Annotated in this window: 15 protein-coding genes; 9 read left to right on the plus strand and 6 right to left on the minus strand. The window is 35.1% G+C overall.

Annotated elements, in window-relative coordinates; all coding sequences use genetic code 11:
- Positions 1-12: 12 nt before the first annotated feature.
- Positions 13-2,964, minus strand: coding sequence for a SusC/RagA family TonB-linked outer membrane protein (locus ACFSR1_RS23185; RefSeq protein WP_378295405.1), 2,952 nt, complete (start codon positions 2,962-2,964; stop codon positions 13-15).
- Positions 2,965-3,190: 226 nt separating this feature from the next.
- On the opposite strand from ACFSR1_RS23185, the gene ACFSR1_RS23190 reads away from it, so the two are divergent.
- The 9 genes from ACFSR1_RS23190 to ACFSR1_RS23230 all read left to right on the plus strand — a co-directional run bounded on the left by ACFSR1_RS23190 (position 3,191) and on the right by ACFSR1_RS23230 (position 15,401).
- Positions 3,191-4,213, plus strand: coding sequence for a LacI family DNA-binding transcriptional regulator (locus ACFSR1_RS23190; protein ID WP_378295406.1), 1,023 nt, complete (start codon positions 3,191-3,193; stop codon positions 4,211-4,213).
- A gap of 133 nt (positions 4,214-4,346) precedes the next feature.
- Complete coding sequence (locus ACFSR1_RS23195; RefSeq protein WP_378295407.1) at positions 4,347-5,723, plus strand: MFS transporter; 1,377 nt, start codon at positions 4,347-4,349, stop codon at positions 5,721-5,723.
- Position 5,724: 1 nt separating this feature from the next.
- Complete coding sequence (pgmB, locus tag ACFSR1_RS23200) at positions 5,725-6,390, plus strand: beta-phosphoglucomutase (RefSeq protein ID WP_378295408.1); 666 nt, start codon at positions 5,725-5,727, stop codon at positions 6,388-6,390.
- 80 nt (positions 6,391-6,470) lie between these two features.
- Positions 6,471-8,777, plus strand: a complete 2,307-nt coding sequence (locus ACFSR1_RS23205) for a glycoside hydrolase family 65 protein (protein WP_378295409.1) — start codon at positions 6,471-6,473, stop codon at positions 8,775-8,777.
- A gap of 113 nt (positions 8,778-8,890) precedes the next feature.
- Positions 8,891-10,753, plus strand: coding sequence for a glycoside hydrolase family 13 protein (locus tag ACFSR1_RS23210; protein WP_378295410.1), 1,863 nt, complete (start codon positions 8,891-8,893; stop codon positions 10,751-10,753).
- Between the two features lie 24 nt (positions 10,754-10,777).
- Positions 10,778-12,163: an alpha-amylase family glycosyl hydrolase gene (locus ACFSR1_RS23215; RefSeq protein ID WP_378295411.1), complete on the plus strand. Its 1,386-nt coding sequence runs from the start codon at positions 10,778-10,780 to the stop codon at positions 12,161-12,163.
- Positions 12,164-12,416: 253 nt separating this feature from the next.
- Complete coding sequence (gene pfkA / locus ACFSR1_RS23220; RefSeq protein ID WP_378295412.1) at positions 12,417-13,403, plus strand: 6-phosphofructokinase; 987 nt, start codon at positions 12,417-12,419, stop codon at positions 13,401-13,403.
- Positions 13,404-13,446: 43 nt separating this feature from the next.
- Positions 13,447-14,448 carry a type I glyceraldehyde-3-phosphate dehydrogenase gene (gene gap / locus ACFSR1_RS23225; RefSeq protein ID WP_378295413.1) on the plus strand — a complete coding sequence of 334 codons (1,002 nt, stop codon included), beginning with the start codon at positions 13,447-13,449 and terminating at the stop codon, positions 14,446-14,448.
- Between the two features lie 83 nt (positions 14,449-14,531).
- Positions 14,532-15,401: a BadF/BadG/BcrA/BcrD ATPase family protein gene (locus tag ACFSR1_RS23230; protein WP_378295414.1), complete on the plus strand. Its 870-nt coding sequence runs from the start codon at positions 14,532-14,534 to the stop codon at positions 15,399-15,401.
- Positions 15,402-15,421: 20 nt separating this feature from the next.
- Here the strand turns inward: ACFSR1_RS23230 and ACFSR1_RS23235 are convergent, their stop codons facing one another.
- Genes ACFSR1_RS23235 through nirB form a run of 5 tightly spaced genes read right to left on the minus strand, consistent with a single transcriptional unit; the run spans position 15,422 to position 21,235 of the window.
- Positions 15,422-15,796 carry a hypothetical protein gene (locus ACFSR1_RS23235; RefSeq protein WP_378295415.1) on the minus strand — a complete coding sequence of 125 codons (375 nt, stop codon included), beginning with the start codon at positions 15,794-15,796 and terminating at the stop codon, positions 15,422-15,424.
- A 44-nt stretch (positions 15,797-15,840) separates the two neighbouring features.
- The gene (locus tag ACFSR1_RS23240) at positions 15,841-17,661 is read right to left on the minus strand and encodes a PAS domain-containing sensor histidine kinase (protein WP_378295416.1); all 1,821 of its coding nucleotides are present in this window, start codon (positions 17,659-17,661) and stop codon (positions 15,841-15,843) included.
- A 10-nt stretch (positions 17,662-17,671) separates the two neighbouring features.
- Positions 17,672-18,256, minus strand: coding sequence for a DUF4202 domain-containing protein (locus ACFSR1_RS23245; RefSeq protein WP_378295417.1), 585 nt, complete (start codon positions 18,254-18,256; stop codon positions 17,672-17,674).
- Between the two features lie 55 nt (positions 18,257-18,311).
- Complete coding sequence (gene nirD / locus ACFSR1_RS23250; RefSeq protein WP_378295418.1) at positions 18,312-18,689, minus strand: nitrite reductase small subunit NirD; 378 nt, start codon at positions 18,687-18,689, stop codon at positions 18,312-18,314.
- 26 nt (positions 18,690-18,715) lie between these two features.
- Positions 18,716-21,235, minus strand: coding sequence for a nitrite reductase large subunit NirB (gene nirB, locus ACFSR1_RS23255; RefSeq protein ID WP_378295419.1), 2,520 nt, complete (start codon positions 21,233-21,235; stop codon positions 18,716-18,718).
- Positions 21,236-21,569: the final 334 nt, after the last annotated feature.

Genomic DNA, 21,569 nt, shown 5'->3' on the forward strand with positions numbered 1-21,569 from the left:
TGCATTCATTTTTTAAAAGTCTAAATTAACTCCAAACTGGTACGTTCTCGGTCTAGGATAAATAGTGCTGTCAAAACCACTACTAATTTCAGGGTCGATACCCGTGTAATCAGTGATGATTAGAACATTATTTACCGTACCGTACAATTTCATATCAATATTCTTATAATTTAAGAAATTTTTGAAGGTGTATCCTAAAGAGATATTGTCTAATTTTAAGAATGAAGCATCCTGGATGTAGTAGTCAGAAGAGAATCTATCTACACCACCGTCAAAAAATCCTGTATCCAATAAGTCTGTTGTCGTATTAGATAAAGTATTTTGGAAATTTAAAATTCTTCTACCGTTACTTCCTGCATCTACAAAATTATAATTATAGTTTCCTACACTACCTCTCCAGAACATACTAAAGTTCCAGTTCTTATAATCTAAAGTGGTATTAAAACCATAGAAAAAGTCCGCTGCTGGTTTTCTGTAGATATACTTATCTTTTTCGTTGATAACGTTATCGTTATTTCTATCCACATAGGCTCCTTCAACAGGTCTTCCATTCGCATCATAAATTTGTTCAAAAACCCAATATGAACTAGGTGCAAAACCAACCGTTTGGATATTGATATTACTACCTACAAATCCTGACCCGAAGAAACCTTCGAAATTAGGATTGTCTACAGCAAATAGTTCTGTAACTTCTCCTCTTTGAAAAGTGATATTACCTCCTACAGTCCATTTTAGATCATCAGTTTGAACTGGAACTACGCTTAACGAAAGTTCTAAACCTTCGTTGGTTAGGTTTCCTAAATTCACGTCATCGGCATTTGCCAAACTACCACTAGGAAGTGAAGCAACAAATAATAGGTCATCAGTTTCTTTTCTATATAAATCTACCGTACCAGATACTCTACCATTATAAAGTCCAAAGTCTAAACCAACGTTGTACTGCGTAGTTGTTTCCCAAGTTAAATCTGGATTGTATGGAAGTGCTAATCCTGTAGAAATAAAGATCGGAGTTCCATCCGGTTCCTGACCGATTTGATATTGAGAACCTGGTCCACTTGTTAATATTCTTGGTAAAGAAGGTGTAGCATCACCGATACTTTGTTGTGGTGTTACACCATAACTCGCTCTAAACTTAAGTTGTGAAATTAAATTGGAATCTTTTAGGAAATTTTCGTTGTGCGCGTTCCAAGAAAATGCACCTGATGGACTGTTTGTCCATTGATTTTCAAGGCCAGAAAATCGAGAAGTAGCATCACGTCTAAAACTTCCTGTAAAAATATATTTATCCGCAATAGAAATTGTTGCTCTACCAAAGAATCCTAACAATACCTCTCTTGGATTGTTAAATGGATTGTCGATTTCTACAAGATCAAATCCTCTGCTAAAATTACTTCCACTATCTAAAAATTTCTGATAAGAATAACCAGCTGTTACATCAAATATGGTATTAAGGCTTTCTACATCGTTTCTATAATTCAAATAGAAATCAAACAATAAGTTTTCTCTTTTTTGTAAAGATCTACTAAAACTATCGTTACCAGTTCTAGCTGCATTTGCAACGGATTCTGCAGAAGTAGTGTTTTCTGTTTTTGCACTAGCTATTTCATATCCAACATTTACATTAGCTCTTAGCTCCGGTAAAAAGTGGAATTTATAATCAAGCTCTAAATTACCTAGACTTCTAAATATAAGTCCATTACTATCACTTTGTTCTAATGCAGCAACAGGATTTTGTCCTGCCAATGCAATAGCATTACCGCTGCCGTCTAACCATTGGAAAAAGTTTCCGAAGTTGTTTTCCTGGAAAACTGGTTGTGTTGGATCAAATCCTAATGCTGCTCCAATATTTGTAGTTGCGTATGTATAATCCTCAACTGCTGTTTTAATATTGGTGTTAATTCGTAAATGATTATCAAAGAATTTGGTTCTTATATTAGCAGATAAAGAAGTTCTGTCCAAATGATCGGTTTTAATCAATCCTTCTTCACTTAATAATCCAAGAGAAACTCTGTAGTTGATCCAGTCCCATCCACTAGAAAGACTAATGTTGTGGTTTGTAGAAACTGCATTTTGTAGAATCTCATCTTGCCAATCCGTATTTTCTGTTCCTAATAAATCAATCTGAGCTTGTGATCCATTAGCAGTAACATACTCTCTGAATTGATCTCCATTTAAAGCTTCAATCTTGTCTACAATTTCAGAAAAAGTAACATTACCGTTATAGTTAAATTTTAACTTACCGTCAGTGTTAGATCCTTTTTTTGTTGTAATGATGATTACACCATTAGATGCTCTAAAACCATAAATTGCCGTGGCAGAAGCATCTTTTAGTACTGTAAATGATTCTATATCATTAGGATTTATTGAGTTTAGGTTATTTCTCGTACCTCCTGGACCTGGATCTAAAGGCACACCATCTACAATAATCAATGGATTGTTAGAAGCATTAAGAGATGAACCCCCTCTAATTCTAATAGTAGAACCCTCCCCAGGTGCTCCTCCATTATCAATTACAGTAACCCCCGCAGTACGCCCTTTGATCAATTGATCAGGAGAAGTGTTAACACCCTGGTTAAAGTCGTCTGCTGTCACTGTACTTACAGATCCGGTTAGATCCTTCTTTCGAACAGAACCATAACCGATTACTACTACTTGTTCTAGTTCTGCAGCATCTTCTTGTAGCACCACGTCGATTCTAGCATTCCCGGAATATGTGAATTCCTGGGATACAAACCCTACATAAGAAAACTCAATAATATCTCCGTTGTTTATTCCGCTCAATGTGTAATTTCCATCAAAGTCTGATGAAGTTCCGTTTGTTGTTCCTTTTACAATGATATTGACACCGGGAATCGGTTGACCATTTGTAGCATCAGTTACAGTACCATTGACTGAAGACTGTGCGAAAAAGCTCATTGGTATCAACCACAATAAAAACAATGCGCTTTTAGTAAATGTTTTCATACAAATTTAAATTAGTTTTTAATTGTTTTTAGCCTTATATTTTCACTTTCTGAAAGCCAATGTATGTAAATTCTATGTTAAATTTCAGCTACGGTGTAGCCGTAACCTCACGAAAACGTTTGCGTGTGGATAACTTTTAAAATTCTGTTAAAATTTTAAGGCAAATTGTGATCATATCGCATATTTTCGCGTCAAACTTTAACTTTTAATAAAAATTCAAAGGGAAATGAAGCAAAAAGTTACGTTAAAACAAATAGCAAAAGAATTAGATGTATCGATCTCAACAGTGTCCAAAGCATTGAAAGATAGTGTAGAGATTAGTTTAGATACTCGACAAAAGGTAAAAGCTTTCGCTAAGTTGTATAATTATAAACCCAACAATATTGCACTTAGCCTTAAAAACCGGAAAACCAAGACCATTGGGGTGATTATTCCGGAGATTGTGCATCACTTTTTTACCACCGTAATTGGAGGAGTGGAGAAAGTGGCTAATGAAAAAGGGTATAATGTTATTATCTGTTCTTCTAATAATTCTTTTGATAAAGAGGTAATTAACCTAGAGATGTTAGCTAGCGGCAGTGCAGATGGTTTTATTTTATCTGTTGCGAAAGAAACACAGCAAAAAAAAGATTATCATCATATCGAAGAAACCATGAGCCAGGGAATGCCGGTGGTTCTTTTTGATAGGATTATTGATGAACTAGTATGTGATAAGGTTATTATTGATGATGGAAAAGGTGCTCAGACAGCAACAAACCATTTGTTATCTTTGGGTTGTAAAAAGATTGCTATTCTTACAACGGTAGATTATATTAGTGTTGGTAAGCTTAGAACCAATGGGTATCTAAGAGCGTTACGAGCTTATGATATTACTGCAAGAGAAGATTATATTCTTAAAATAGAGGATATTGATAATTGTGAGTCTGAGATTGCGGATTTTCTGAAAGATAAAGATGTAGATGCCATATTTGCAGTAAATGAATTGTTTGCGGTAACTGCGGCCAGAGTCTTAAATGGACAAGGTAAAAAAGTACCTGATGATGTGTCAATTGTTGGTTTTACAGATGGTATTTTATCCAAACATTTTATTCCAAGTCTAACAACGATCAGCCAGCATGGAGAAGAAATGGGAATACGTGCGGCAAAGTTACTTATCGATAAGCTGGAAGGAGATGAAGATGTTCCAGAAGAATATAAAACCGTTATTATTGACACAAGCCTGATTCAAAGGCAATCCACAAAAAAATAACATAGTAATATTATTTTATTTGAAATAATATAATATATTTGATCCCTATCAGAACTTATATTTTCACTTTCTACTAACATAAGTTTTGATAAGTGTACGCGCTTATCATAGTAATTATTTAAAGATTTACTTAATGAACAAGCGTAAGCTAAGTTTCTGGGAAATTTGGAACATGAGTTTCGGTTTCCTGGGAATACAATTCGGTTTTGCATTGCAAGGCGGATTTATGTCTAGAATATTTCAAACTTTAGGAGCAGAAAAAGATGCGATTCCCTTATTGTGGATTGCGGCTCCTCTTACTGGGTTATTAGTACAGCCTGTCATTGGTTACCTAAGTGATAGAACTTGGAGTACTAGGTGGGGAAGAAGAAGACCGTATTTTTTAATTGGAGCTATTCTTAGTTCTATAGCTTTATTTATTGTTCCGCATTCACCTGCTTTGTGGGTTGCGGCTGGGTTTTTATGGATTCTCGATGCTTCTATTAACGTTTCAATGGAACCTTTTAGAGCATTGGTAGCTGATAAATTACCGGAATCTCAGAGATCATATGGATTTGTTACTCAAACGCTAATTATTGGAATAGGTACTTGGGTGGCGAGTAATTTACCTTGGATGGTTTCTCAAATGGGGATTAGTGACGCTGCACCAAGCGGAGTAGTACCTATGTCGGTAAAAGTAGCTTTTGCAATTGGGGCATTTGTATTTTTAGTAAGTATTCTGTACACCGTTTTTACAACTACAGAATACCCTCCTGAGGATATGGAAGAGTTTGAAAGAGAAAAACAAAAGAAAAATCAATTTATTCCTGATATTCTAAATAATATTGGCAATATGCCTCTAACTATGAAGAAATTGGGTCTTATTCAATTTTTTAGCTGGTTTGCTTTCTTTACTATGTGGAGTTTGGCAAATCCTGCACTTACTGAGCATGTATTTAAGACTCCGGTTCCTGTTGAAGCTTCTTATGATATGGAGTTAGCAGAATCAGAAGAAGCTTTTAAGTTGGCGAGTACTGCTTTTCAAAAATCATCTAATGATGTCGGTAGGTATATGGGAACATATGGACTATCATCAATGGCTTTTGCATTAATATTAACTTTTTATACATCTCGAAAGAGAATAAACAGAAAGTTTGTGCACATGGGATCACTCATTTTAGGAGGTATTGGATTTATTTCTATGTATTATGTTCCTTCTCCAGAATGGCTAGCGCTTTCTTTTACCTTAGTAGGTTTTGCCTGGGGAAGCATTCTGTCTATGCCTTATGCTATGTTGTCTAGTTCTGTAGATCCTAAAAAAATGGGCGTTATTATGGGGATCTTTAACATGTTTATAGTAATCCCTCAAATTATAGCAGCGATAGGAGGAGTTAATTTTGCATATAAGTTAATAGGTGAAGAAACAATTAATGCAATGATAGTAGCCGGAATAAGTTTAATTGTAGCAGGTTTCTGTAACTTGTTGATAACTAACAAGGATGCTATTACTTATAATCCAAAAGAAGTTTAGAATGACAAAAAAAGCATTCATATTTGATCTAGATGGTGTTATTGTAGACACCGCAAAATACCATTTTCTAGCGTGGCAAAATTTAGCCAATAGTCTTGGGATATCTTTTACTTCAGCACAAAATGAACAACTAAAAGGAGTTAGCCGAGTACGATCTTTAGAGAAAATTTTGGAATGGGGGAACAAAACTATCTCAGAAGAAGAATTTACAACCTTAATGGCTAAAAAAAATGAGGAATATCTGAATTATATTGAGACGATGGATACTTCAGAGATTCTCCCCGATGTTCCTAGAGTACTAGACTATCTTATAACCAAAGAACAAGCTATTGCATTAGGATCGGCTAGTAAAAATGCTCGTATAATTTTAGATAAAGTTTTACTAAAAGAGAAGTTTCACGCCATTGTGGACGGTACTGATGTCTCAAAGGCAAAACCGGATCCTGAAGTTTTTTTAATAGGAGCGCAAAAATTAGGAGTAGATCCCAAAGATTGTGTGGTTTTTGAAGATTCAGTCGCTGGTATTCAGGCAGCCAATGTGGCTAATATGATAAGCATAGGAATTGGTGATCCCAAAGTATTACACGAAGCAGATTATATTTTTAAAGATTTTACAGAAATTAAAGAAGAATTTATAAACCAATTAGTTACAACCGAAAAAGTTTGAGAATAATATGGGGATAACCTAAGTAAAAGTTATATTTATACTTAGGTAATTCCCTACAACTAAAAATAAAAAAGAGAACGATGAATCAGGATTATATTAAACCAGATAACTGGTCTATAATTGAAGAAGGGTTTGATGTTGAACGAGTTAAGTCCTCAGAAAGTCTTTTTAGTATTGGGAACGGTGCTATGGGGCAGCGTGCAAATTTTGAAGAGACCTATACAGGCCCGACTTTTCAGGGGAGTTACATCGCAGGAGTATATTATCCTGATAAAACCAAAGTAGGTTGGTGGAAAAATGGGTATCCCGAATATTTCGCTAAGGTATTGAATGCTCCTAACTGGATCGGAATTAATGTAGAGGTCAATGGAGAAAAATTGAATCTGTATAAATGCAAAACGGTTTCAAATTTCCGAAGAGAATTAAACATGAAAGAAGGCTGGTATCAGCGATCTTTTCACGCAGTTTTACAAAACAATATAGAAGTAGAGGTTATGTCTACCAGATTTCTAAGCCTGGACTTAGATGAGGTGGGAGCTATAAAGTATGAAGTAACACCAGTAAATAAAGATGTAACTATTCGTTTTACACCGTATTTGGATTCTGGTATTACTAATGAAGACACCAACTGGGATGATAAGTTCTGGGATACCTATGAAGTATCACACAAAGGGAATTCAGCATACATCTCTTCTAAAACCATGAAAACAGAATTTCATGTGTGTACCGGAATGCTCAATCAGTTGTTTTTAGACAATACGTTACAGGATGTTTATCCTACTGTAGAAACTAACAAAACATACGCAGGTCTAAGTTATACTGCAGAAGTCGCAAAAGGTAAAACTGCAGCGTTACATAAATTTGGAGGCTATACTGTTTCTCTAAACCATAAAGAAGAAGATATTGCATCTGCTAGTGCTGCAGTCCTAAAACAGGCGTCTGATTCTGGTTTTGACGCACTATTAGATCTTCAGAAGAAAGCTTGGTCAAAGATATGGGAAATGGCGGACATTGCTATTGACGGAGACGTGAAAGCACAGCAAGGTATTCGTTTTAATATTTTCCAATTAAATCAAACCTATTTAGGTAAAGATGCCAGATTAAATATTGGGCCAAAAGGATTTACCGGAGAAAAGTACGGAGGAAGCACCTATTGGGATACAGAAGCCTATTGTATACCTTTCTACATGGCTACCAAAGATCAAAATGTAGCGAGAAATCTACTTCAGTATCGTTATAATCACCTGGATAAAGCAATAGAAAATGCTGAAAAACTAGGATTTACTAATGGAGCAGCATTATATCCGATGGTAACAATGAATGGAGAAGAATGTCATAACGAGTGGGAGATTACCTTCGAAGAAATTCACCGAAATGGAGCCATGACATTCGCTATTTATAATTATCTACGTTACACAGGTGATTATAGTTATATTCCTGAAATGGGATTAGAAGTTATGATCGCTGTAGCACGTTTCTGGCATCAAAGAGCTACATTCTCTACAGATAAAGAAAAGTACGTGATTCTAGGAGTTACAGGGCCTAATGAATATGAAAATAATATCAATAATAACTGGTATACTAACTACTTAGCAAAATGGTGTATTGAGTATTGTGTTGAAAATATTGATAAAGTTAAGTCAGAGTATAAAGCGGATTACGATAGGATTATAGATAAGACTAAACTAGATCAAAAAGAAATTAAAGCCATGCTGGAGGTTGCAGAAAAGATGTATTTCCCATATTCCGAAAAACATCAGGTGTATCTGCAGCAAGATGGTTTCTTAGATAAAGAATTAATTACTGTAGAAAACCTTGATAAATCTCAGCGCCCAATTAATCAAAAATGGAGTTGGGATAGAATTCTAAGATCTCCTTACATCAAACAAGCAGATACGCTTCAGGGATTCTATATGTTCGAAGATCACTTCACCAAAGAAGAATTAGAACGTCATTTTGATTTTTATGAACCATTCACGGTTCACGAGTCTTCGCTTTCTCCTTGTGTACATAGTATTCAAGCAGCAACATTGGATAGAATGGATCAGGCATATACGTTCTATTTAAGAACATCTAGATTAGATCTGGATGATTACAATAAAGAAGTAGAAGAAGGACTTCATATAACAAGTATGGCCGGAACCTGGATGAGTATTGTTGAAGGTTTTGGAGGTTTACGCGTTAAAAATGATACCTTATCATTTACTCCAAAAATTCCTAAAGAATGGAAAGGGTATACGTTTAATGTGAATTTTAGAGACAGTATCCTAAAAGTGAATATTTCTCAAGAAGGAACTACTTTTACTCTCGAAGGCGAGAATGAGTTGGTTATTTATGTGGATGGTAAAGAATTTACCATTTCTCCAAATAGTTTAATGACCGTTTAATTCATTATTTAAATGAAAATGCAAATACCCCAAAAGCTTTTGTTTTTGGGGTATTTAGTTCAATTCTGATAACAGAATTCAATACACGAATTATACAAATCAAAATTAAATCAATGAAAAATATATTAACCGTGCTTTTTGGGTTAATCGTTTCGTTAACCTTTGGGCAAATAGAAAAAATAGAACCTCCATTTTGGTGGAGTGGTATGCAATCTGGTCAATTGCAATTGATGTGTTATGGTAAAGAAATAGCCAAGTATGACATAGAAATGGATAGTATACCAATAATCGATATCACCAAAACTGAAAACCCTAATTATGTTTTTGTTACTATTGACACTAAGGCTGTGCAACCCGGAAAAGTAGTTATTAATTTCAAAGAAAATGATAAAGTAGCCTTTTCACAACCGTATGAATTTAAAGCAAGAAGAGAAGGTTCTGCACAACGAAAAGGGTTTGATAGCAGTGATGTTATATATTTAATTATGCCGGATCGTTTTGCTAATGGCGATACAACTAATGATTCTCATAAGGATACATTAGAAAAAGCCGATCGATCCAATCCTGGTGGACGTCACGGCGGTGATATTCAAGGTGTCATTGATCATCTGGATTACCTTAATGATTTAGGAGCAACTGCACTTTGGAGTACTCCTTTATTAGAAGATAATGAACCTGTCTACTCGTATCACACCTATGCACAAAGTGATCTTTATAAAATAGACCCCAGATACGGTACCAATGAGGATTATAAAAGATTAGCTTCAGAAATGCATAAGCTAGATATGAAGCTGATTATGGATTATGTAACCAACCATTGGGGTTCTAAACATTGGATGATTGAGGATTTACCAACAAAAGATTGGATTCATCAGTGGCCAGAGGGATTTAGAAGAAGTAACTACCGTATGACAACCCAGTTCGATACAAATGCATCAGCAGTAGATGCAAAAGGATGTATGGATGGATGGTTTGATACTACCATGCCTGATATGAACCAGAGCAATCCTTTATTACTTAACTACATTACCCAAAATGCAATCTGGTGGATAGAATATGCGGATCTTGATGGTTTCAGAGTGGATACCTATTCATATAATGATAAAGAAGGAATTGCAAAATGGACAAAAGCTATTATGGATGAATATCCAAATTTTAATATAGTTGGAGAAGTATGGATGCATGATCAGGCACAAATGGCATATTGGCAAAAAGACAGTAAAATTGGTGCTATTGATAATTATAACTCTCATTTGCCATCAGTGATGGATTTCACCCTTCATGATGCTGTGATGGTGATGTTTCTTGAAGAAGGAAATTCCTGGGATAAAGGGATGATTAGAGCTTATGAAAACTTTACGAATGACTTCTTATATCCGGATATCAATAATATATTGCTATTTGCCGGTAATCACGATACAAATAGGATTAATGAAATTTATCAAAGCGATATCAATAAATATAAAATGGCAATGACTTTGATATTTACAACCAGAGGGATTCCACAAATCTATTATGGAGATGAAATCGGAATGTTAGGAAATCGCGATAAAAAAGGCGATGGGGATATTCGTAGAGACTTTCCTGGTGGATGGCCTGATGATAAAAGAAGTGCTTTTATTGCAGAAGGGACTTCTGGTGAAGTAGCTGGAAGAACACAGGATCAGGAAGCTTTTCACGCATTTACTAAAAAAGTATTGAATTGGAGGAAGAATAGCGATGCGGTTCATAACGGAAAGTTATTACAGTACATCCCCTATAATAATGTATATGTATTTTTTAGATATACAGAAAAAGAAAGCGTGATGGTTGTCATCAACAATAATTCGGAGAATCAGGAGCTTGAGGTTGGTCGTTTTAAAGAAGGTTTAAAGGAATTTAAAACAGGAAAAGATATCATCACAGACAATACTATTGATGTAACAGAAAACCTATCGATTCCGGCCAGAACGTCAATGATTATCACATTAAAATAAAACCCAAAAACAGATTATTTATATATGAAGAAAATAATTTTAGGTCTTGCTATAGCAGGTATTATATTTTCCTGCGGAAAGACGAAAAAAGAAGACACAGTAGCAAAGGTAGAAGCAGTTACTGAAGAAGTAAGTAAAGAATTAGCTCCTGTTAGTGATGCTATGATGGAGAATGCGGTCATTTATGAAGCAAACATCCGTCAGTATTCTGAAGAAGGTTCATTTAAAGCATTTACAAAGGATATTCCAATACTTAAGAATCTTGGAGTAAAAGTACTTTGGGTAATGCCGATATATCCTATTTCTACGACCAAAAGTAAAGGGTCCTTAGGTAGTTATTACGCGATATCGGATTATACCAAGGTCAACCCCGAATTCGGAACTATAGAAGATTTTAGAGATTTAGTAAAAACAGCTCACGAAAATGGAATTTATGTAGTGCTGGATTGGGTGGCAAATCATACAGGATGGGATCATGTTTGGCTAAAAGAGCATCCTGAGTTTTATACTAAGAATGATAAAGGAGAAATCACACACACTGTAGGAACTGACTGGACAGATGTAGCGGATCTTAATTATGATAATAAAGAGATGAGAGCAGAAATGCTTAAAGCAATGAAGTACTGGGTAAAAGAAGAAGGAGTGGATGGATTTCGTTGTGATGTAGCTGGAATGGTGCCGGTTGATTTTTGGGATACGACAGTTGCAGAGTTGAAGAAGATAAAACCTGTTTTTATGTTAGCTGAAGGTTGGGAACCAGAATTAATGGAAAATGCCTTTGATATGGGATATGGATGGGATACGCATCACGCGATGAATCATATTGCAAAAGGCGAAAATACTGTAGAGGCCTGGGATAAAAGAATGGTTCAGGTAGATTCTATGTATGCTGATGATGATATCTTAATGAATTTTACCTCTAACCACGATGAAAACTCCTGGAATGGAACGGTTCAGGAAAGAATGGGAGACGCTAAAGAAATGTTTGCAGCGTTATCCTATGTAGCACCGGGAATGCCATTAATCTATTCCGGACAAGAATATGATATGGATAAGCGATTACTTTTCTTCGAAAAAGACACAATTATCAAAAAGAAAGGAGTATTCTACCCATTATATGAGAAATTAGGAAAGCTTAAAAATGAAAATCCTGCATTAAACGGAGGAAAGAATGCAGCGTCTTATACAAGAATTAAAACATCAGAAGATGATAAAGTTTTAGTATTCAAAAGAGAGAAAGAAGGTAACAAAGTAGTTTTTGTTGCTAATATGACCAAAGAATCTGTAAAGTTCGCAGCAGAATATGAAGGAAAGTTTAAGGAGTACCTTTCAGGTGAATATATTGAAGGAACCAAGGATCAAGAATATGAACTGGATCCGTGGCAGTATTTGATATTGATTCAGGAATAGTTATTATTTCAGAGTAAAATTTACAAAAACGACTTATGAAAATAAGTCGTTTTTGCATTTTATATAATTTTATAAAGAATATAAAATGATCTACATAGGAGTTTTGAAATTTTACTTATTCCTTAACACAATCCATGAAAATGTGTTAAAACCATACCTTTTTTGTCAGTAATTACTGAATTTATTAACCGAAAACGTTTTAGATTTTGAGTAAATTAGGTTATTGTGGTCAATAACAATAGATTTGACTTCAATGACAAAAAAAGTTAAAAATATCGCCGTACTTACCTCAGGAGGAGATGCTCCTGGAATGAATGCTGCAATAAGAGCAGTAGTTCGGGCATGTAGTTATTATCAGATACATTGCTTTGGTGTTTATAAAGGCTATGAAGGCCTTATACACAATGAAATGGAAGAATTAAATGCGCGATCGGTAAGAAATATCATAAATAAAGGAGGAACTTTTCTTAAATCAGCTCGTTCTAAAGAATTTCGTACTGAAGAAGGAAGAAAAAAAGCATACGATAATTTAGTCAAAAATAATATTGATGCACTGATTGTGATTGGGGGAGATGGAAGTTTTACAGGAGCATTAAAGCTTTCTGAAGAATTTGATTTTCCGGTAGTCGGAATCCCAGGGACCATTGATAACGATATTAATGGAACTGATTATACGATTGGCTATGATACCGCATTAAACACAGTAGTCGAGGCTATAGATAAAATAAGAGATACAGCTAGTTCTCATAATCGCTTATTTCTTATAGAAGTAATGGGAAGAGATGCTGGGGATATCGCTTTAAATGCAGGAATCGGGGCAGGAGCAGAAGAAATTTTGATTCCCGAAGAAGATATGGGAGTTGACCGACTTATAGAGTCTCTTAAGAAAAGTAAAAAGACAGGAAAAACCTCTAGTATTATTGTGGTTGCTGAAGGTGATAAATCCGGTAAGAATATTTTTGAATTAGGAGAGTATGTAGAAGAACACCTTGAGGATTATGAAGTAAGAGTATCTGTTTTAGGTCACATACAAAGAGGAGGAGCACCAAGCTGTTATGATAGAGTGTTGGCCAGTAAACTGGGAGTGGGAGCGGTAGAAACTTTGCTAGAAGGTAAAAGTGAGGTAATGATTGGTATTGTTCATAAAACGGTAACTATTGTTCCTTTAACCACAGCTCTAGGCAAAAGAACCCACAAACACGATCGATTAATTAAAGTTGCTGATATAACTTCAGTATAAATATAACCACGTTTTTAAATCAAAAACAACTAAATTATTAAATATGAGTACGTTAAAAATTGGAATTAACGGTTTCGGTAGAATTGGAAGAATTGCTTTTAGAATAGCTTCTAAGCGTGATAATGTGGAAATTGTAGCAATCAACGATTTATTGGATGTAGAACATTTAGCTTATCTATTAGAGTACGATTCCGTACACGGAAAATTTGATGGTACCATAGCTGTAAAAAACGGAAATCTTATAGTTAACGGAAAAGAGATACGTGTAACTGCAGAAAGAAACCCAGAAGAATTAAAGTGGGATGATGCCGGAGTAGAAGTAGTTATGGATTGTACAGGTATCTTTACAACATTAGGAACTGCGGATGCTCACCTAAAAGCAGGTGCTAAGAAAGTAGTGATCTCTGCGCCTTCTGCAGATGCTCCAATGTTTGTTATGGGAGTTAACCATACTGAGGCTAAGGCGACAGATACTATCGTCTCTAATGCTTCTTGTACTACGAATTGTTTAGCTCCTTTAGCGAAGGTTATTGATGATAACTTCGGAATCGAAGAAGGACTTATGACTACAGTCCATGCAGGAACAGCTACACAAGCTGTGGTAGATTCACCTTCAAGAAAAAATTATAGATTAGGGCGTTCTGCTTTAAATAATATCATACCATCGTCCACGGGAGCTGCTAAGGCAGTTGGCAAAGTGATTCCTAAATTGAATGGTAAACTTACAGGTATGGCTTTTAGAGTGCCAACTGCAGATGTCTCTGTTGTTGACTTAACAGTAAAAACAAAAAAATCTGTATCTTATGATGAGGTTAAAGCGGCCGTAAAGAAAGCTGCAGAGAATGAATTAAAAGGAGTTCTTGCGTATACTGAAGAAGCTGTAGTATCACAGGATTTTGTTGGAGAATCTCATACCTCTACTTTTGATGCTAATGCTGGTATTGCGTTAAATGACAACTTCTTTAAGTTAATCGCTTGGTATGACAATGAATATGGATATTCTACAAAATTGGTTGATTTGTCAGCTTATGTAGGAAACCTTTAAGGGGTATAAAACAATATAGCCTCAATTAATATGATATTGAGGCTTTTTTCTTTAGCTAACACACACAACAAATAAACTTTTAAATGATTTTAATAGCTGACGGTGGTTCTACTAAATGCGATTGGATTCTCTTAGATGAATCTGGAGAAATCGTGTTTAAAACCCGAACAGAGGGATTAAATCCAGCTGTATTTGAAAAGTCCTTACTGGAAAAAAGAGTTCGAGCGAATGCCGAACTAACTTCATATAGTGCGTCAATTGGAGCAGTACACTTTTACGGAGCCGGATGTGGTACACCAAAACCTGCAGCTATGCTTAAAAAAATATTTGAAGACTTTTTTACAAATGCAGATGTGGTTGTTAGGGAAGACATGGTCGCAGCAGTATACGCAGCGACTACAGAACCCGGAATCGTATGTATTTTAGGTACAGGGTCTAACAGTTGTTATTTTGATGGCGATGATATCCATATGGCCGTAGATTCTTTGGGTTACATTCTTATGGATGAAGCAAGTGGTAATTACTTTGGGAAAAGACTAATTAGAGATTACTATTATAAAAGAATGCCTCCGGAAGTAGCAGCAGAATTTGAGAAACGCTTTGATCTTAGTTCTGATGTAATTAAGGAGAACTTATACAAAAAAGACAACCCGAATACATATTTAGCTTCTTTTGCGGAGTTTATTTTTACAAGTGAGCGTAACGGGTACTTTTATAAAATCATTACTGAAGGTATTCAGGAGTTTGTGGAGACCAGAGTATTATGCTTTCCAGAAGCACAAAATGTTCCGGTTCATTTTATAGGATCGATAGCACATTTTAGCGAGGATATCATAAGAGCAGCCGTTTGGCCTTATCATTTAACGGTTGGAAATATAGTAAGAAGACCAATAGATGGTATTATTGATTACTATAGAAATGATGTAATAAAAAAGAAACCAAACAGCGTTTGAATACAATAACAAAGGAGGAATTAATGGTAATATTCTAGTATGATCAGGTTTTCTCCTTTTTTTGTTTTCCATAAACTGGCTACAAAAAAGTAGCCATTTTTGAAATCTTCGTAGTCACAACCTACAAAATAATCATCATCATCTTTGATGATTTTTTCACAGATGTGATCCTTCATTTTGCTATTCCAGAAATTTAGGTTTTCTTCCTTATCAACCCAATCTATAATATCCCGTTCCGAAATAACTCCGAGTTGACAGCCTTCTTCGCTGATAAACTCCTTGACCTCTGGTTCTTTTAAGTATTTGATGAATTTTTTACTAATGATCTCTTCTTTCCAGATTTTTTTGGAATCCCAGTTCATTAGATATTTTGTGTTTTCCTTTTCTTCTTTCACGTTCTTTATTTGGGGAATATTTTACCGGGCAAAAGTATATAATTTTATTTATTAAAATTATAATTTAGGGTAATTCTTGTTCCTTTTCCGGGAGTAGAACTAATAAAGATTCTTCCATCTATATAGTTCATTCTTTCTTTCATAAAAAACAAACCCATTCCTCCTTCTGCATTGTTTTTTGGTTTCTTAGGAATCTTAGTAAGATCAAACCCTTGACCATTATCATCTATAGTGATACTTAGTATGGATTCTGAGTTGTTAATAGTAATAAGAATGTAATCTGATTTTGCATATTTTATTGCATTGTTTACCGCTTCTTGCGTAACCCGATACAGATTAGTTTCTATGAGGGAATTAAAGCGTAATTCTGCGTTTGATTTGTTTTCGAAAATAATGTTTTTGCCTGTTAACTTAGACAGTTCATTTGCCATTTTCTGAAGCGCAATACTAATCCCGTAATCCTTTAATTCTGGTGGCGTAAGGTTAAACGTAGCCGTTCTAATACCAAGTATCAGATCTTTGGATAGTTGTTTAAGTCCTTCAATTTTTTGATTTGTCTTTTCAATATTGTCAGTATTTATAGATTCAATATTGAATTTCAGAGCAGTTAACATTTGCCCTATACTATCGTGGATTTCTTTTGCGATTCGTTTTCTTTCTTCTTCCTGTGCTTCTACAATCTGGCTAGCATTAGACTTTTGTAATTCCTCTTTTTGTTGGTATTCTAAGTCGTTTAACCTTTCTATCTCCAATTGTGCTTCTTTTCTTTTAGAAATATCAGAACAAAGCACTAATCTTTCTGTAGTACCTGATTCTTTAAAGACATTTAGTATTGAAATGTCTAACCATATTTTTTTGTCATTATTAGTGGTAAATTCAAATTCCTCATTAAAAACACCCCCTTTGTTATCAGCAATAAGCCGCAGTAGTCGGTTTGCTTGTAATTCGCTTAAATTCATAAGTTCAGCGAGGTTTTTTTGCTCATAACCTTGATCGATATTTAAAACTTTTCTAAATCGTTCTCCCAGACTTTTTATCAAGCCAACTTCATTAACTCTTGCATATAATAAAGTTTGGTCTAATGCTTTGGTAAGGGATATCAGTTCCTGTACATTCTCATTTTGGATTCTTCTTAATTTTTCAGCATTCTCTGCCATATCGGTAGCATCTTTTTGGGATATAAGAAGCTCTGATATCGTGTTTTTTATGCTTAATGCAACTGGTCTGAATAAAAGGAAGAACTCAAAAATCAAGATCAAAATGATGAGACCAAAGAGCGTGTATTCGATTTTTTTAAGACTGGATATTTTGTCTTTAGCTTCCTTTTCATATCGAAATACAATGGCATCCATTTGTTTAAGAAAAAAAGGTTCGTTAAAGATTACACTATCCAGATAAGGTTTTAGTGTTTCGGGATTAACGGCAGAATCATTTTTTACGATTTCTAAAGCCTTAAGACTATTTTCATATATAGTCTCGAAATAGGGTTGTAAAACCAAAAACATTCGTTTTATTTCGGTACTATCACTCTTTCCCTTGGGGATAGAATCATTATATCTCCTAAGTCTTTCATGAGATATTTTCCAAAGCTGAATAGTTGCTTCTAATTCTTCTACGTATTGTTGTTTTGATTTGTTATTTCGAATATAGGAAAGTAATAAAATCTCTTTGCTCAATTTCTGGCTAAGCATTCGCTGTCTTCCCGAAATATTAATAATTTTAGAATCGTCAATTTGGGAATTAAGATACCGTTGAATAAAAAATTGTCCGCCGATGGTAAATAGGGCGATAGCACCTAAGGCAATGATATAAATTTTACTTAGGCGATTAAATGTTTGGTGGTCTAGTGATTCTAATTTGTTCAATATAAATGAATTATGCGATAGCTTCTTTAATCAAATCTAACCCTTTTTCGGGATATGATAAATTTAGAGCAGCCTGATGACCTTTTTCAGACATTTTTTTCCAGGTTTTTTGTAGGATGTCTATCACTTTTTCTGAAGTATGTTTTTCGTAAAATTCTGAGTAATAAAACTCAAGGAAAACAAGACAAATTACGTCTTCTAGTATCTGGGTGTCTTCGTCTTTTTTTAGTTTTTTCTTTTGTATTAAAAATGATACTCTGTCTATAGTTTCCTTGTCATAACCTACTTTTTCAAGTATTTCTACAGCTTTTTTAGCATGGAATTTTTTAAGTTCTTCTCTCCATTTTAAATATCCTACGCGATCCATTGGATAGCTATTTCTCGGAATTTCCCAACGACATATATGTTGGGCTCGGGCTGCAAGCTGTAACGCTTCTGATGCGTCAGAAATGAAACTGTTTAGGGTTTGGGTCATACGCTGACCGTATATCAATTCTTTGGCAATAGGTTGTCCGTTAACGATTTCTTTGTTGGGATCGTTTCCATTGGCTTTGTCGAAAAGAGAGAATGCTTCAGTTAGTTTTGTGGTTGGCATAAAAGTAATGATGTTATAATGCCTGCTAATTTAATGCTTTTAGTGTTAAAAAGCATCACTCTTCAAATCCTATAAACACGATTCCATCTTCTATTTTAACCGGATAGGTAGCAATAGGAGCGAGGTCTCCATTTAAGTTTACTCCAGTTGAAAGGGAGAATGTTTTTTTATGTAGAGGACAAGCAACTTTGGGTATTTCATTATGATCACCGATCATTCCCCTACTTAGTACCATTTCCATTTTATGAGGGCATACATTTTGGCAAGCGTACCAGGTGTTTTTTCTTTCAAAATTAAAAACAGCAATTTGCTTTTCTTTATATTTTACGCAAGCTCCTCCATCTTTTGGGAAAGCATTAACCGATGCAGCTTTAAACCAAACTTTTACATCTTCTAATTTGGTCGTTTTATATTTTATTAGAACTTCTTCCATTTTAATTTAAATTATAAGATGTTTTATTATTTCCACGGTTCTGGCATTTTTTGTTCCCTCATAGGAACAAAAACAATATTGTCATCCTCTTCATCACTGTTAACAAAATGATTAAAACGTTTCATTATTTCAGGGTCATTGATAGCCTGTGTCCACTCACACTCAAACTTGTTAACTAAAGTTTGCATTTCTTTTTCTAAATCTTCAGCAATATCTAATTTGTCATCAATAATAACTTCTTTTAAATATTCCAATCCGCCTTCTAAACGTTCTTGCCAAGCTGCCGTTCTTTGTAATGGTTTTGCAGTTCGCATGTAGAACATTAGATAACGATCTAAGTATTTAATTACCGTTTCATTATCAATTTGTTCGGCAAATAATTCTGCGTGCCTTGGTGTTGCCCCGCCGTTTCCGCCAACATATAAGTTCCATCCGCCTTCGACAGCAATTAAGCCAAAATCTTTTCCACGGGCTTCGGCACATTCACGGATACATCCTGAAACTCCTCCTTTGATTTTATGGGGTGCGCGAATTCCTCTGTATCGATTTTCAAGTTCAATACCAAAGCTTACACTTTCATCCATTCCGTAACGACACCAGGTAGAGCCTACGCAGGTTTTAACAGTACGTAAAGATTTACCGTACGCGTGACCACTTTCAAAACCGTGGTCAATTAGATCTTTCCAAATTAAAGGCAATTGATTTAATGTTGCACCAAATAAATCGATACGTACACCACCGGTAACCTTTGTATATAAATCGTACTTTTTAGCAATTTCTCCAAGTGCAATTAATTTATCAGGTGTAATTTCTCCTCCTGGAACTCTAGGAACTACAGAATAAGTTCCGTTACGCTGGATATTAGCTAAGAAGCGATCATTAGAATCCTGAATTGCATATTCTTTATTAGCAGTATCAGCATGAATGGTAGCCATTAAGGAAGCGATAAGCGGTTTACACAATTCGCATCCATGACCTCCATTTCCGTGATTGTCTAATACTTCATCAAATTTTGTGTATCCTTTTACCTGAATGATTTTATATAAATCTTGTCTACTTAGTTCAAAATGTTCACAAACCCCATCTTTAATTTCAATACCCAAGGATTTTAGCGTAGCATTTGTTAAATCAGCAACCATAGGTTTACAACCACCACATCCGGTGCCTGCTTTGGTACAACCAATAACTCCTGCCACGTCTGTAGCTTCTCCGTTTTCAATAGCACCACAAATTTGTCCTTTGGTAACACTTTCACAAGAGCATATTTGAGCACCATCGGGCAGATCCATCACATCACCGAGAAGTCCGGCTCCATCACCACCTCGACTACCTAGTATAAGGTCTTCCGGCTCTTCAGGAAGTTTCATTCCGTTAATATAAATTTGGAACAAAGAGTTGTAATCTGATGAGTCACCAATTAAAATTCCACCTAAAAGTTTTTTACCATCTTTTGAAACATTTATTTTTTTATAAATTCCACTACGCTTATTTTCATAGGTGATTTCATCTATCTCTTTTTTGGCTTCATTCAGTGCATCACCAAAACTTGCAACTTCGGTACCAATTAGTTTTAATTGCGTTGACATATCGATGGCCTCAGGCATTTCAGCATCACCACCGGTAATTTGTTGTACAGCAACTTCGGCCATATCATATCCGGGAGCGACTAAACCATAAATCATGCTATTTAGTAAAGCACATTCTCCTATAGCATAAATACTTTTATCAGAGGTTTGCATTTGTTGATTGACTAGAATGCCTCCACGAGTTCCAACGTCTAATCCACATTCTTTTGCTACTTCATCACGAGGACGAATTCCAGCCGAAACTACCAGCATATCTATCTTTAATTCGGTATTGTCGATATATTGTAAACCTTCAATGGCTTTATCACCCTGAATAAATTGTGTTTGTTTTGAAAGATGAACCTTTAAACCCATACTTTCAATTTTAGATTGAAGCATGTCACTAGCACCTTTATCAAGCTGTCTCGGCATTAAACGCGGAGCGAATTCTACGATATGTGCGTTTAACCCTAAGTTTTTAACTGCGTTTGCAGCTTCCAAACCTAACAATCCACCTCCAAGTACTGCTGCTTCTGTTTTTCCTTGGGCTTTTAGCTTTTTTGCGTATGCTTCGGTAGCTTCCAAATCTTCAATTGTTCTATAAACAAAAACACCTTCTTTATCAACGCCTTGAATAGGTGGCACAAATGCAGAAGATCCTGTTGCTAACACTAAATAATCATATGAATACGTATCACCACGATGATTTGCTACAGTTTTATTTTCTCGATTAATCTCAGTAATCATTTCTGAAATATGAAGATCGATATTATTGTCTTCATACCAACTAGCAGTAGACATACTTAAGTCTTCTGCAGTTTTGCCGTCATAAAATTCGCTTAAATGTACTCTGTCATAAGCTCGTCTTGGTTCTTCGCCAAAAACGATTAGCTTATAATCAGTAAACTTCTCTGAGGCTACAAACTTCTCACAGAATTTATAACCTACCATTCCGTTACCTATTACTACTACCTTCTTCATTAGTTACGTATTTATGAACTCAAAATTAAGTATTAATACGTATTTAATTCATAAGAATTACGTAATTATGGCTATTGGAAATTGAGAATCCTAAAATAATTCATAAAAAAACCTGCGAAATTTATTTCGCAGGTTTTATAAATATGTTATTAATGTTTCTGTTTACGACTTAGTAGGGCTCCATTTTAGGAAGTTGGGCTTGATTACCAATTGTACCCATCCCCAGTTTTGTAATCCACTTGGATTTGGCTGGTTTTTTAGGAACTCCATTCCTTCTCCGGCAAACATTTGTGAGTATCCAACTTTTACAGAAGCATAAGGAAGTAATTTTTGT

Source organism: Aquimarina rubra, from assembly GCF_042684305.1.
GTDB lineage: Bacteria > Bacteroidota > Bacteroidia > Flavobacteriales > Flavobacteriaceae > Aquimarina > Aquimarina rubra.